Consider the following 14420-nt stretch of genomic DNA (forward strand, 5'->3'; position numbering starts at 1 on the left):
CGCGCCTACTTCCCCTTGGGCTTGTCCGACGCGGCGTCGGACGAGAGCGCGGCGACGAAGGCCTCCTGCGGCACGTCGACCCGGCCGATCGTCTTCATCCGCTTCTTGCCCTCCTTCTGCTTCTCGAGCAGCTTGCGCTTACGACTGATGTCGCCGCCGTAGCACTTGGCGAGCACGTCCTTGCGGATCGCGCGGATGTTCTCGCGAGCGATGATCTTCGAGCCGATCGCGGCCTGCACCGGCACCTCGAACTGCTGGCGTGGGATGAGCTCCTTGAGCTTGACCGTCATCTTGTTGCCGTACGCCTGCGCGCCGTCGCGGTGCACGATCGCGCTGAACGCGTCGACGGCCTCGCCCTGCAACAGGATGTCGACCTTGACCAGATCGGACTGCTGCTCGCCGGCCTCCTCGTAGTCGAGCGAGGCGTAACCACGGGTGCGCGACTTGAGCGAGTCGAAGAAGTCGAAGATGATCTCCGCCATCGGCAGCGTGTAGCGCAGCTCGACACGGCTCTCGGACAGGTAGTCCATACCGCCGAGCTCGCCGCGGCGCGCCTGGCACAGCTCCATGATCGTGCCGACGAACTCGCTGGGCGCGATGATCGTGGTCTTGGTGATCGGCTCGTAGGTCTCGCGGAGCTTGCCGTCCGGCCAGTCGGACGGGTTGGTGACGGTCATCTCCTTGCCGTCCTCGCCGACCACGCGGTACACCACGTTCGGCGAGGTGGAGATCAGATCGAGGCCGAACTCGCGCTGCAACCGCTCGCGGGTGATCTCCATGTGCAGCAGGCCGAGGAATCCGCAGCGGAAGCCGAAGCCCAGCGCGACCGAGGTCTCCGGCTCGTAGGTCAGTGCGGCATCGTTGAGCTGCAGCTTGTCGAGCGCCTCGCGCAGCGCCGGGTAGTCCGAGCCGTCCACCGGGTAGAGCCCGGAGTAGACCATCGGCCGCGGCTCCTGATAACCCGTCAGTGCCTCTTCGGCACCGTGCCGCGCGGTGGTCACGGTGTCACCGACCTTGGACTGGCGCACGTCCTTCACGCCGGTGATGAGGTAGCCCACCTCGCCCACGCCCAGCCCCTTCGTGGCCTTCGGCTCGGGCGAGACGATGCCGACTTCGAGCAGCTCGTGGGTGGCGCCCGTCGACATCATCTTGATCTTCTCGCGCGGGACGATCTTGCCGTCGACCACGCGGATGTAGGTGACGACGCCGCGGTAGGTGTCGTAGACCGAGTCGAAGATCATCGCGCGGGCCGGGGCGTCGGCATCGCCGACGGGGGCCGGGATCCGCTCGATGACGCGGTCCAGGAGGGCGCCGACGCCCTCACCGGTCTTGCCGGACACGCGCAGCACGTCGTCGGGCTCGCAGCCGATGATGTGGGCGATCTCCTCGGCGTACCGGTCGGGATCGGCGGCGGGCAGATCGATCTTGTTCAGGACCGGGATGATCTCCAGGTCCTTGTCCATCGCCAGGTACAGGTTGGCCAGGGTCTGCGCCTCGATGCCCTGCGCCGCGTCCACCAGCAGCACGGCGCCCTCACAGGCCTCCAGCGCGCGGGAGACCTCGTAGGTGAAGTCCACGTGGCCGGGGGTGTCGATGAGGTGCAGGACGTAGTCCTCGTCGCCCACCTTCCACGGCAGGCGCACGTTCTGCGCCTTGATGGTGATGCCGCGCTCGCGCTCGATGTCCATGCGGTCGAGGTACTGCGCCCGCATCGCGCGCTCCTCGACCACACCCGTGAGCTGCAGCATCCGGTCGGCCAGGGTCGATTTGCCGTGGTCGATGTGCGCGATGATGCAGAAGTTACGGATCCGGGTGGGATCCGTGAAGGTGGTGTCGGCGAAGCTGGGAATCGGTCTCACTCCTCGGGCGGCTGGCCGGGTCCCCGGCACACGTCAAAGTCCAGTTTCTCATGCCGTGCTGTGCGGGCGCACCATGGTGAGCTGGTGGACCCTCGCGCCGCGGTGGCGCACGCCCGGCACCGTCGGACTCGGACCGTACGGGACGAAGCCGCAGCGCTCGAAGAACCGGACCGCACGCGTGTTCTCGACCAGCGTCTGCAGGTGGCAGCCGGCACCGTCCAGCGCGGCGGACCAGGCGTCCATCAGCCCGTACGCCGCGCCGGTCCCGCGCGCCTGCGGCGCGACGTCGATGTGCAGGTGGGCGGGCCACCGCTCGTCGTGCAACTCCCCTGACGCCGACGGCTCGCGGCGACACACCGTCGCGAGGTCGAACACCGCGCGCCCGAGGAAACGCGCGGTGGCGGGGCGCAGCAGCACCGACGGGCGGCGCAGTGCCGCGATCAACCGATCCTCCTCGGACGGCAGCGGCGCCCCGGCCGGGCAACCCGTCAGGTACCCGACGGGCTCGCCGCCGTCCTCGGCGACGAACAGGGAGTCGGCGCAGTGCTCGATGTACGGGTCCAGGTAGACCGCGCGCTCGGAGTCCGGGTGGCGCCACAGCTCGCCCGACGGTGACCCCTCGCCCGCTCGCGCGAACAGCGCGCGCAGCGCCTGCGCGTCCGCGTCGCGGTACGCGCGGATAGCAGTCACCGCTGCGCACCCACGGTATGGCCGTCCTCGTCCGGTTTCATGCGGTCCACGGTAACGTCGAGTGCCATGAGTGATTCTGAATCCTCACGAACATCGACACCAGCAGAGACGACACCGACACCGCCGAGCTCCTTGAACCGCCGAGTCTTCCTCGCCGCCGCCGGCTCGGTCCTGGCCCTCGCCCTGTGGGCGCTCGCCTCTCCCGACACCGCGGAGAGCGTGATCAGCGGTGTGGTCAGCTTCATCACCACCTGGTTCGGCTGGTGGTACTTCCTGCTCGCGACCGCGATCGTCGGCGTGGTCGTCTTCATCGGCCTGAGCCGGTACGGCACGTACCGCCTCGGCCCCGAGGAGTCGCGGCCCGAGTACAGCCTCTTCACCTGGACCTCGATGCTGTTCGCGGCGGGCATCGGCATCGATCTGATGTTCTTCTCCGTGGCCGAGCCCGTGAGCCACTACCTCAATCCCCCGGTCGGCGCGGGCGAGAACAACCAGGCAGCACGGGAGGCCGTCACCTGGACCGTGTTCCACTACGGCATCACCGGCTGGGCGATGTACGCGCTGATGGGCGGGGCGCTCGCCTACTTCGCCTTCCGGCACAACCTTCCGCTCACGATCCGCGCAGCGCTCTACCCGATCCTCGGCAAGCGCGTGCACGGCCGCCTCGGTGACGCCGTGGACGTGGCCGCCGTCCTGGGCACCATCTTCGGCATCGCCACCTCCCTGGGCATCGGCATCGTCCAGCTCAACTACGGCCTGCACGAGCTCTTCGGCGTCCCGCAGGGCAAGGCCGCGCAGATCGGCCTCATCGTGCTGTCCGTGATCGTCGCGACCATCTCGGCGACGTCCGGCGTCGACAAGGGAATCCGGCGGCTCAGCGAGCTCAACGTCGTCCTGGCGATCGCGCTGCTCGTCTACATCCTGGTCGCGGGCCGGTCCGACTTCCTGCTCAACGGCCTGGTGCAGAACGCCGGTGACTACTTCTCGACGTTCCTCGACCGCACGATGGACACCTTCGCGTGGGGCCAGATCAATCCCGAGACCGCCGGCAACGACCCCCGCGGCTGGCTCGACTCGTGGACCCTGTTCTTCTGGGCCTGGTGGGTCGCCTGGGCGCCGTTCGTGGGCCTGTTCCTCGCGCGGATCTCGCGCGGTCGCACGTTGCGCCAGTTCATCTTCGGCGTGCTGCTCGTGCCGTTCAGCTTCATCCTGGTGTGGATCTCGGTGTTCGGCAACAGCGCACTCGAGGTCGCCCGGGGCGACAAGGGCTTCGCGGAGGCCACCGCCTCGACGCCCGAGGTCGGCTTCTACTCGCTGCTCGAGAAGTACCCCGGCGCACCGCTGCTCCTGGCCATCGCCACCATCACGGGGCTGCTGTTCTACGTCACCAGCGCCGATTCCGGTTCGCTGGTGATGGGCAACTTCACCTCCAAGCTCGAGGACCCGATGGCGGACTGCGCGCGCAGCACCCGCATCTTCTGGTCCTTCGCGATCGGATTGCTCACCCTCGCCATGCTCTTCGCCGGATCCGAGGGTTCGATCGTGACGCTGCAGAAGGCCACCATCATCATGGGGCTGCCCTTCTCGTTCGTCCTGGCCCTGGTGGGCCTCGCCCTCCTGCGCGCCCTGCACACCGAGTCGTACAAGCTCGACAGCTTCCGCACCACACTGCCGAAGTCGCTCGCCGCGGGCCGTGGCACCGGCGATCCGGGCAGCTGGCGCCGTCGGCTGCTCGCGACCATCCACTACCCCGGCAAGGCGGCGACGAAACGCTTCCTCGAGAACGCCGTCGCCTCCGCGATGCGCGACGTGGCAGCGGAGTTCGCCGCCGAGGGCATGACGGCGACGATCGACGAGTCCGGCCGCAGCGAGTCGCTGCCCTCGCCCACCCTGAGGGTCGACCTCGCGAGCGAACCGGACTTCGAGTACTGCGTGTGGCCGGTGTCCGCGCCCGCCCCGAGCTACGCGGTCCTGGCGCAGCGCTCCGGCGATCGCTACTACCGGTGCGAGGTGTACCTCGCCGAGGGCTCGCAGGGCTACACGCTCAACGGCTACACCCGCGAGCAGATCATCGGCGACATCCTCGACCAGTACGAGCGGCACCTGGGCTACCTGCACCTGCGCCGGGCCGCCACCGACCACCACACCGAACACGACGAATCGGCCGGAACCCGAACCGATCCCGACCCTGAAGCGTCCACCGAACCCGAAGGGACACCCGCATGACCGAACCCACCCTGTTCATCGACGGAACCTGGCGGCACAGCGAGAGCGGCGGAACCCGCACTATCGTCTGTCCCGCCGACGGTACCGAGGTCGCCGTCGTCGACGAGGCGACCGCCGCCGACACCGAAGCCGCGATCGCGGCGGCCCGTCGCGCCTTCGACACCGGCCCCTGGCCCCGGACCCCCGCGGCCGAACGCGGCGACCTCGTGATCGCCGTCGCCGACGCGATCGATCGCCGCCGCGACGAGTTCGCCCGTGCGGAGACGCTCGACACCGGCAAGCGCCTGTACGAGTCCGAGCTCGACATGGCCGACATCGCCGCGTGTTTCCGGTACTTCGGCAAGCTCGCCGGGCAGGATGCGGGGCGCATCGTCGACGCCGGATCCGCCGACGTCGCCTCGCAGATCGTCTACGAGCCGGTGGGCGTCTGCGCGATGATCACGCCGTGGAACTACCCGCTGCTGCAGGCGGCGTGGAAGGTCGCGCCCGCGCTGGCCGCCGGTGACACGTTCGTCCTCAAGCCCTCCGAGCTGACGCCGCACACCTCGATCCTGCTGATGAAGGTGCTCCAGGAGGTGGGCCTGCCCGACGGCGTCGCCAACCTCGTGCTCGGCGCCGGTGCGCAGGCCGGCGCACCCCTGTCCACCCACCCCGACATCGACCTGGTCTCCTTCACCGGCGGCCTCGTCACCGGCCGGCTCATCGCCGCCAACGCTGCCGGCACCGTCAAGAAGGTGGCGCTGGAGCTGGGCGGCAAGAACCCGAACGTGATCTTCGCCGACGCCTGCGCCACACCCGAGCGCCTGGCCGCGACCGTCGACAACGCGCTCAACGCCGCCTTCCTGCACTCGGGCCAGGTGTGCTCCGCCGGCGCGCGGCTGGTGATCGAGGCGTCCGTGCACGATGTCTTCGTCGACGAGCTGGTCCGCCGCGCCGAGGGGATCCGGCAGGGGCTGCCCTTCGCCGAGGGCACCGAGACCGGACCGCTCATCTCCGCCGCCCACCGCGACAAGGTGCACGCCTACGTCGAGAAGGCCCGCGAGGACGGGGCCGTGGTGCGCACGGGCGGCGCGTTCGCCACGGGCGATCAGGGCTCGGGCTCGCTCGACGACGGCTTCTTCTACCTCCCGACGGTGCTCGACCACTGCGACCCGTCGATGGCCTGCGTGCACGACGAGGCCTTCGGGCCCACCGTCACCGTCGAGACCTTCGAGACGGAGGACGAGGCCGTGGCGATCGCCAACGACACCGAGTACGGACTCGCGGGCGCGGTGTGGTCGGCCGACGGCGGCCGGGCCAAGCGCGTCGCGCGCCGGCTGCGGCACGGCACAGTGTGGATCAACGACTTCGGCCCCTACCTCCCCCAAGCCGAGTGGGGAGGCTTCGGCGCCTCGGGCATCGGGCGCGAGCTCGGGCCCACCGGCCTCGGCGAGTACCTCGAGGCCAAGCACGTGTACGAGAACCTGCGGCCGTCCGTGACCGGATGGTTCGCCGAGCGGAAGGACGCGTAAGTGACCGTGAGCGAGGAGACCTTCGACTACGTGGTGGTGGGCGCCGGATCCGCCGGGGCCGCCGTCGCATCGCGACTGTCCGAGGACCCGACGGTGACGGTCTGCCTGCTGGAGGCGGGGCCGTCGGACGTGGGCGACGAGGCGATCCTGCAGCTGGACCGGTGGATGGAACTGCTGGAGTCCGGGTACGACTGGGACTACCCCATCGAGCCGCAGGAGAACGGCAACTCCTTCATGCGGCACGCCCGCGCGAAGGTGCTGGGCGGCTGCAGTTCCCACAACAGCTGCATCGCTTTCTGGGCGCCGCGCGAGGACCTCGACGCCTGGGAGCGCGATCACGGCGCCGCGGGGTGGGGAGCCGACTCGGTGTACCGGCTCTACCCGCGGATCGAGACCAACGACGCCCCCGGTGAGCACCACGGCCGTTCCGGGCCCGTGCACATCATGACGGTGCCGCCGAACGACCCGTGCGGCGTCGCCCTGCTCGACGCGTGCGAGGAGGTGGGCATCCCCCGTGCGGAGTTCAACTCCGGGACCACGGTGACCAACGGCGCCAACTTCTTCCAGATCAATCGCCGCGCCGACGGCACGCGCTCGTCCTCGTCGGTGAGCTACCTGCACCCGGCGATGGATAGGGAGAACCTGACGATCAAGACCGGCGCCTGGGCGAAGAAGATCGTCTTCGACACCGCCGGCGACGTGCCGCGCGCCATCGGCGTGGACATCACCGACAACGCCTTCGGCCGGACCACGCGGGTGGGCGCGCGCCGCGAGGTGATCGTCAGCGCCGGCGCGATCGATTCGCCGAAGCTGCTGATGCTCTCCGGAATCGGCCCGGCGGACCACCTGCGCGAGACCGGCGTGGACGTGCTCGTCGACTCCCCCGGCGTGGGCGAGCACCTGCAGGACCACCCGGAGGGCGTGATCGGCTTCGAGACGAGCCGGCCGATGGTGCGCGAGTCCACGCAGTGGTGGGAGATCGGGATCTTCACCCCCACCGAGTACGGGCTCGACCGGCCAGACCTGATGATGCACTACGGCAGCGTGCCCTTCGACATGCACACGCTGCGGCACGGCTACCCCACCGCGGAGAACACCTTCTGCCTGACTCCGAACGTGACGCACGCGCGCTCGCGCGGCACCGTCCGGCTGCGGACCATGGACTTCCGGGACAAGCCGAAGGTCGACCCGCGGTACTTCACGGACGCCGAGGGCCACGACATGAAGGTGATGATCGCGGGCATCCGCAAGGCGCGTGAGATCGCCGAGGCCGGGCCGCTCAAGGACTGGATCGAGCGCGAGCTCTACCCGGGCCCGGGCGCCCAGACCGACGCCGAGCTCGCCGAGTACATCCGGCGCACGCACAACACCGTCTACCACCCCGTGGGCACGGTGCGAATGGGCGCGGTCGACGATCCGCTCTCGCCGCTGGACCCGGAACTGCGGGTCAAGGGCGTCGCCGGCCTCCGGGTGGCGGACGCGTCGGTCTTCCCTGAGCACACCACCGTGAATCCGAACATCACGGTGATGATGGTCGGCGAGCGCTGCGCGGAACTCGTGCGGGCGGGCTGAGCCCTTCGCGGCTTATCCTGGGGGCATGGCGAACGACTTCACCCGGTTCGCGGCCGTGGCGGCCAAGCTCGCGCGCGAGCACGGCCCCCGGCTCGCGGCCCAGGTCGTGAACAGCCCTCCGGTCCGCGCGGGCCGCGAGGCGATCACGCAGGCCGTCACGCAGACGGTGAACCAGGCGCTCGGCCTGGAGTCACCCGCCGAGCCCAAGGAGTTCACACCCGGCCGGCCGGTCACCCGGACCTCCACGCCGACCGAGCTGATGGCGCGCGGCGTCTTCTACGCGCCCCAGCTCGACGGGCAGGCCGATCCGGGCGAGGTCGTGTGGACCTGGGTCGAGTTCGAGGAGACGACAGGGCCGAACGCGGGCCAGGGCAAGGATCGGCCGGTGCTCGTGGTCGGCCGGTCGGTGACCAGCCTCCTCGGGCTGATGCTCTCGAGCCAGGAACGGCACCAGGGCGATCCGGCGTGGATCGGCATCGGTTCAGGGCCGTGGGACGCGGAGCACCGCCCCTCGTGGGTGCGGCTCGACCGGGTCCTCGACGTGCCCGAGGACGGCATCCGTCGCGAGGGCGCCGTGCTGGACCGGCGGCGCTTCGAGTCCGTCGCGCAGCGGCTGCGCGAGGACTACGGCTGGACCTGAGTCAGGCGCGTCTCAGAGCAGCGCGGCGACCGCTTTCGCGGTGGCCTTCGCGGAGCCGGGGTTCTGGCCGGTGACGAGGGTGCCGTCGACCACGGTGTACGAGACGAACGGGAGCGTGCCCTCTCGTAGAGCGCGCCGCGCTCCTTCGCCCGCGCCTCGGCGTTGTACGGCACCAGCTTGTCGACGCGGGCCAGGATCTCCTCCCGCCACGCGAAGCCGGTCATCTTGCGTCCGGCGATCAGGTACTCACCGTTCGACAGCTTCGTGTCGAGCAGGCCGCAGTAGCCGTGGCACACCGAGGAGACGATGCCGCCGCGCTCGAAGATCTCCCGCGTGATCCGCTGCAGACCCTCGCTGCCCGGGAAGTCGTACATCACGGCGTGGCCGCCGGTGAAGTAGATCGCGTCGAACTCGGACGAATCGATCTCCTCGGGGCTGCGCGTGCTCTCGAGCAGGGCCATCTTCGCCGGATCGGCACGCCAGGCCTTGGCGGTCCTGTCGTAGTTGGGGAACTTCAGCGACCGGGGCTCGAGCGGCACCGCGCCGCCCTGCGGGCTGACCAGGACCTGCTCGAAGCCGGCCTGCTCGAAGACGCGCCAGGCGTGCGTGAGCTCGGAGAGCCACAGCCCCGTCTCGTGCGACGGATCGTCGTAGTGACCGACATTGGTGACCACGTTCAGGATTCGCTTCGGCATGACGGGCTCCTCGGAGTGCAGCAGTTGACACTGCTTACATTAGCTCGCCCGCCCCATGTAAGCAATGCACACATCGGAGCGGCACGCCGTGCCCGCTCAGGCGAGCCGGGTGATCTCCACGATCACGTCGAGGTCCGACGCCCCGCCGCCGGCGATCACACCACGCAGCGGGGGCACGTCGGCGTAGTCGCGCCCCACGCCGACGGAGACGTGGCGCTCGCCGATCGGGACGTCGTTGGTGGGGTCGTAGCCACGCCACTGGCCGGTCCAGGCCTCGATCCAGGCGTGCGACTCCCCCGCCACTGTCGAACCGACCTCGGCGTCGCGCTGCGGATGCAGGTACCCCGAGACGTACCGGGCCGGGATGCCGACGCTGCGCAGCAGGAGCAGGGTGAGATGGGCGTAGTCCTGGCACACGCCCTTGCGCTCGTCCCAGGCGTCGATCGCCGACGAGTGCACGCCCGTGGTGCCGGGAACGTAGTCCAGTTCCTCGTGCACCCAGCGGCACACCGCGAGCACGGCCTCATCGGGCTCGAGGTCCTTGATCAGCTTCTTCGCCTGTCCGGCCAATTTCCGCTGGCGCGGAACGTAATCGGTGAAGCTGAGCAGTTCGTCGAAGCGGTCGCGGACGCGATCGGTCTCCAGCTCGTCCCAGCCGACCACGTCGCCGGACTCGTCGGCCGCCTCGGTCTCGACGACCGACGCGCCGGTGACCTCGAGCGCGGTGTGCGGGGCGTGCAGGTCGAACGCGGTCACCGCGGTGCCCCAGTAGTCGGTGTAGCGGTACGCGCGCGTGGCGGGCACCGTCTCGACGCGGTTGAGGATCACGTTCTGCCGCTGATCGCTGCGCGGCGTCAGCCGGGCCTCGTTGTACGACGAGGTGACCGGCGCGTTGTAGCCGAATCCGGTGGAGTGCACGACTCGAAGACGCCAGCTCACAGCTCCCCCTCCAGGATGGTGTCGATGTCGCCGCGGGCGCGGGCATCGGTCCACGCGACGTACGGCGTCACGTGGAAGTAGCGGGCGGTGATGGCCTCGCCCGCGGCCTGGCCGAGCTCCTGCAGCGCGACGAGGCGACGTTGCAGGTCCTCGACCAGCTCACCGGGAGCGAGGAATTCGAGCTCGCCGCGGGCGCGGCCGAGGAGGCGCTGCGCCTCGGTGCGGGTGCCCAGGCGGCCCTCGCGGCCGCCCTCGATCGCGTTCAGGCAGTCCTCAGCGGTGGTCAGCGCGTGGATCACCGACCGCGGGAAGAGCCGGTCGACCAGGATGAACTCGACCACGCGGGTCGCATCGAGCACGCCGCGGTGGGTGCGCAGGTACGTGTCGTGGGCGCCGGTGGCCCGCAGCACCGTGACCCAGGTCGGCGCATTCGCGCGGTCGCCGGCCCGGGAGAGCAGCAGCCGCACGGCCATGTCCATCCGCTCGATCGAGCGGCCCAGCAGCATGAACCGGTAGCCCTCGTCGCGCGAGAGCGTCGAGTCGGTCAGTCCGGCGAACATCGCGGCGCGGTTCTTGATGTAGTTGAGGAACTCGTGCGGGCCGAGGCGGCGCGCGGCGCGCTCCCGCTCGGCGAGGCCGTTGTAGGTGGCGTTGAGGCACTCCCACATCTCGGAGCTGGTGACCTCTCTTGCGCCGCGGGCGTTCTCGCGGGCGGAGGCGACGCTGGCCGCGATCGAGCCGCTGCCCGGATCCCGGTTGTAGGCGACGACCTCGGTCACCGACCGCAGATCGAGCGGCTGGTCGGCGGGCGGCTCCGGGATGCCCAGGACGCGGACGAGTTGCCGGGAGGCGCGGTCCTCGTCGATGGTGGCGTCCTCGAGGAACTGGTGCACGGTCACATCGAGCATGCGGGCGGTGTCATCGGCGCGTTCGGCGTACCGACCGATCCAGTACAGCGCCTCGGCGTTACGCGCGAGCATGGGTGCCATCCTCTCGTGCCTGCTGTTGCTGTTGGTCCTGCGAGCTGAGTTCGGGCCCGAGCTCGACCTGCTGCTGTTCCGCCAGGTCGCGGCTCGGAACCACCTCCACGCCTTCGAGTTCCGCCTCCGCAGCCGACGAGCGGGCCGCGAGCACCCAGGTGTCCTTGGAGCCGCCGCCCTGGCTCGAGTTCACGACGAGGGACCCCTCCGGCAGCGCCACGCGGGTCAGCCCGCCGGGCAGCACCCACACGTCGTCACCGTCGTTGACCGCGAACGGCCGTAGGTCCACGTGCCGCGGACGGGCCTGCTCCCCGATCTTCGTGGGCACCGTCGAGAGCTGCATGACCGGCTGCGCGATCCAGCCGCGCGGGTCGGCGGCGACCTTGCGCCGCATCGTCGCGAGCTCCTTCTCGCTCGCGTCGGGGCCGAAGACGATGCCGTACCCGCCCGAGCCCTCGACGGGCTTGATCACGAGTTCGTCGATCCGGTCGAGCACCTCCTCGCGCTCGTCGTCGAGCCAGCAGCGCAGCGTGTCGACGTTCTGCAGCAGCGGCTTCTCACCGAGGTAGTAGTCGATGATGTCGGGCACGTAGGTGTAGGTCAGCTTGTCATCGGCGACGCCGTTGCCCACTGCGGAGCTGATCACCACGTTGCCGGCGCGGGCCGCGTTGAGCAGCCCCGCGACCCCGAGCACCGAGTTCGGGAGGAACTGCATCGGATCGAGGAACTCGTCGTCGATGCGCCGGTAGATCACGTCGACCTGCTGCTCGCCGCTCGTGGTGCGCATGTAGACCACGTTGTCGCGGCAGAAGAGGTCGCGTCCCTCGACGAGCTCGACGCCCATCTGCCGAGCGAGCAGGGAGTGCTCGAAGTAGGCGGAGTTCGCCATGCCGGGTGTGAGAACCACCACCGTCGGGTCGGCCTCGTTGGAGGCGGCGGAGCGGCGCAGGGCGCGGAGAAGGTGCGAGCTGTAGTCCGCGACGGCGCGCACGCGGTGCCGCTGGAACAGGTCCGGGAAGACCTGGGCCATGGTCCGGCGGTTCTCCATCACGTAGCTCACGCCCGACGGCGAGCGCAGGTTGTCCTCGAGCACGCGGAAGGTGCCCTCCGCGTCGCGGATGAGATCGATGCCCGCGACGTGGATGCGCACCCCGTTGGGCGGGCGGATCCCGGCGGCCTGCCGGTGGAAGTGCGCGCAGGAGGTGACCAACCGCTTCGGGACGACGCCGTCGCGCAGGATCTCCTGCTCGGAGTAGATGTCGTCGAGGAACATCTCCAGCGCCTGAACCCGCTGCTTGATGCCCTTCTCGAGGCGGTTCCACTCCGCGGCTGCGATGACGCGCGGCACCAGGTCAAGCGGGAACGGGCGCTCACGCCCCTCCAGCGAGAAGGTGATGCCCTGGTCGATGAACGCGGCGCCGAGAGCGTCGACGCGGGCCGCCAGGTCCGATTCGTCGGCCGAGGACAGGGCGCCGAAGATCCGCTTGTAGGGCGCGCGGACGGTGCCGTCGTCGGCGAACATCTCATCGAAGGCCCGCCCGAACGACGGTGCCTCGTCGTAGCCGCCGAACAGCGGCGCATCGTCGGAGAGTCGAGGGGCGGCGGCCTGCTTCCGGGTTGCGGACGCGGCGCGTCCCGAGCTGCCGGCCTTGGCCTGTTTCTGCGGGGTCACCCGGCCATCGTGCCGCACCCGCGCGGTTTCGGCAGCGGTCTCGTTCACGGCGTGGCAAGGTGTCGGCCAGGCGGTGTTCCCGCGGGCGGCGTCACGATTTGGGTTGTATCCGGGCCACTGGTAACCTGGTACGTCGGCAGTCAGTACCGGCTGTCCCTTTCGAGACAAGAGAGTTTGAACGCGTGGCCAACATCAAGTCCCAGATCAAGCGGATCAAGACCAACGAGCGCAACCGTCTGCGCAACCAGTCGGCGAAGTCGTCGCTGCGTACCGCCATCCGCCACTTCCGCGAGGCCGTCGAGGCCGGGGACAAGGCCAAGGCCGGCGACCTGCTCGTGAGCACCAGCCGCCAGCTCGACAAGGCCGCCAGCGCCGGCGTCATCCACGCCAACCAGGCCGCCAACAAGAAGTCGGCGCTCGCGCTCGCTCTGAACAAGCTCTGATCTTCCGCTAGACGCGCGTATCACCGCGCCGCACCACCCACCGGCACCACGCGGGCCGGGACTGGAGCGGCGCGGTTTTCGCGTATCCGCACCCGGCCCAGGCGGGCCCACCCGGATCAGTTCGCGAGCGTGGCGACCCTGCGGACCGCGATCTCCAGCGCGTAGTCCGGATCGGCCGCCTGGCCCTTGACGTCCGCGTTCGCCGCGGCCACGGCCTGCAGCGCGCCGGCGACGTTCTCGGCGCGCCAGCGGCGCGCGACCTGCGTCATCTTCTTCACCTTCCACGGCGCCATGCCCAGCTCCCCCGCGTCCCGGTACTGATCGGGGGTGCGGCCCAGGCCGCGGATCCGGGCGACGGAGTGCACCGCGTCCGCGAGCGCGTCCGCGATGAGCACGTGCGGGGTGCCGCGGTGCTGGGCCCAGCGCAGGGACTCGAGCGCGGCGGCCACCTGCCCGGCGACGGCCTTATCGGCGATCTCGAAGCCGGTGACCTCCGCGCGCCCCGCGTAGTAACGGTGCACGGCAGCGAGATCCACGCGGCCACCGGTGTCGGCGACGAGCTGCGCGATCGCCGCCGCGAGCTCACGCAGATCCTTACCCACGGAGTCCACGAGCAGGTCGATCAGTTCGTCGGAGACGCGCACCTTCTGCGCGCGGAACTCCGACTTGGCGAAGTCCGCCCGATCGCGCGCGGAGGTGATGGTGGGCACCTCGACCATCTCCGCCCCGGCCTTCTTCAGCGCCGCCACCATCGACTTCGCCCGGCCGCCGCCGCTGTGCTCGATCACCAGGGTGATGCCGTCCGGCGGGTTCTTCGCCGCCTCGACGATGAGGTCGACGGGGGCCTTACCGGCCTCTCCCGCGGACTCGAGGACGACGATGCGCTCCTCCGCGAACAGCGACGGGCTCAGCAGCTCCACCAGCTCGGATTGATCCACGTCGCCGGCGCGGATCCGCGTCACGGGGACGGCGTCACCCGCTCCGCCCGGCAGCCCCATGCCGCCGTCGCCCGCGGAGGCCCGCGCCGCCTCTACGATCGCCGAGACCGCCCGCTCCACGAGGAGCCCCTCGGTCCCGATCACCACGTGTACGCGCGCGCTGTCCACCACGGCCCCCATACTTCCAGACCCCACCGACCATCACGCACGCCACGACCAGCACGACTCCCGACGGCCGAGTACGCACTCTCTAGA

General features: G+C 70.0%; 11 protein-coding genes and 1 pseudogene. 5 read left to right on the top strand and 7 right to left on the bottom strand.

What is annotated here, in order from left to right; translation table 11 throughout:
- Nucleotides 1-5 precede the first annotated feature (5 nt).
- Nucleotides 6-1859, bottom strand: coding sequence for a translation elongation factor 4 (gene lepA / locus BLQ62_RS15735; protein WP_170842919.1), 1854 nt, complete (start codon nt 1857-1859; stop codon nt 6-8).
- A 48-nt stretch (nt 1860-1907) separates the two neighbouring features.
- Nucleotides 1908-2549: a GNAT family N-acetyltransferase gene (locus tag BLQ62_RS15740; RefSeq protein ID WP_068568875.1), complete on the bottom strand. Its 642-nt coding sequence runs from the start codon at nt 2547-2549 to the stop codon at nt 1908-1910.
- A gap of 66 nt (nt 2550-2615) precedes the next feature.
- Here BLQ62_RS15740 and betT point away from each other — a divergent pair, with 66 nt between their 5' ends.
- The 4 genes from betT to BLQ62_RS15760 are packed head-to-tail and all read left to right on the top strand — an operon-like array spanning nt 2616 to nt 8498.
- Nucleotides 2616-4775: a choline BCCT transporter BetT gene (betT, locus tag BLQ62_RS15745; protein ID WP_068529870.1), complete on the top strand. Its 2160-nt coding sequence runs from the start codon at nt 2616-2618 to the stop codon at nt 4773-4775.
- Nucleotides 4772-6286: an aldehyde dehydrogenase family protein gene (locus BLQ62_RS15750; RefSeq protein WP_068529867.1), complete on the top strand. Its 1515-nt coding sequence runs from the start codon at nt 4772-4774 to the stop codon at nt 6284-6286. Before betT ends, BLQ62_RS15750 begins: the two co-directional genes overlap by 4 nt.
- Before the next feature lie 6 nt (nt 6287-6292).
- The gene (locus BLQ62_RS15755) at nt 6293-7858 is read left to right on the top strand and encodes a GMC family oxidoreductase (RefSeq protein ID WP_068568951.1); all 1566 of its coding nucleotides are present in this window, start codon (nt 6293-6295) and stop codon (nt 7856-7858) included.
- 25 nt (nt 7859-7883) lie between these two features.
- Nucleotides 7884-8498 (top strand): type II toxin-antitoxin system PemK/MazF family toxin, encoded by a 615-nt coding sequence (locus BLQ62_RS15760; RefSeq protein WP_068529864.1) that lies wholly within the window; start codon nt 7884-7886, stop codon nt 8496-8498.
- 12 nt (nt 8499-8510) lie between these two features.
- Here BLQ62_RS15760 and BLQ62_RS15765 read toward each other — a convergent pair.
- The 4 genes and pseudogenes from BLQ62_RS15765 to BLQ62_RS15780 form a co-directional block, all read right to left on the bottom strand.
- Nucleotides 8511-9193 (bottom strand): annotated as a pseudogene (locus BLQ62_RS15765) (type 1 glutamine amidotransferase domain-containing protein).
- A 96-nt stretch (nt 9194-9289) separates the two neighbouring features.
- Nucleotides 9290-10132, bottom strand: coding sequence for a transglutaminase family protein (locus tag BLQ62_RS15770; RefSeq protein ID WP_068529856.1), 843 nt, complete (start codon nt 10130-10132; stop codon nt 9290-9292).
- Nucleotides 10129-11112 (bottom strand): alpha-E domain-containing protein, encoded by a 984-nt coding sequence (locus BLQ62_RS15775; RefSeq protein WP_068529854.1) that lies wholly within the window; start codon nt 11110-11112, stop codon nt 10129-10131. The genes BLQ62_RS15770 and BLQ62_RS15775 overlap by 4 nt, the downstream gene beginning before the upstream one ends.
- Entirely contained in the window at nt 11099-12784 is a 1686-nt protein-coding gene (locus tag BLQ62_RS15780) for a circularly permuted type 2 ATP-grasp protein (RefSeq protein WP_068529852.1), read from the bottom strand. The genes BLQ62_RS15775 and BLQ62_RS15780 overlap by 14 nt, the downstream gene beginning before the upstream one ends.
- A gap of 182 nt (nt 12785-12966) precedes the next feature.
- Here BLQ62_RS15780 and rpsT point away from each other — a divergent pair, with 182 nt between their 5' ends.
- Nucleotides 12967-13227 (top strand): 30S ribosomal protein S20, encoded by a 261-nt coding sequence (rpsT, locus tag BLQ62_RS15785; protein WP_068529845.1) that lies wholly within the window; start codon nt 12967-12969, stop codon nt 13225-13227.
- A gap of 116 nt (nt 13228-13343) precedes the next feature.
- Here the strand turns inward: rpsT and holA are convergent, their stop codons facing one another.
- Nucleotides 13344-14333, bottom strand: a complete 990-nt coding sequence (gene holA / locus BLQ62_RS15790) for a DNA polymerase III subunit delta (RefSeq protein WP_414929942.1) — start codon at nt 14331-14333, stop codon at nt 13344-13346.
- Nucleotides 14334-14420 lie beyond the last annotated feature (87 nt).

It is taken from the genome of Tsukamurella pulmonis (genome assembly GCF_900103175.1).
GTDB classification, from domain to species: Bacteria; Actinomycetota; Actinomycetes; order Mycobacteriales; family Mycobacteriaceae; genus Tsukamurella; species Tsukamurella pulmonis.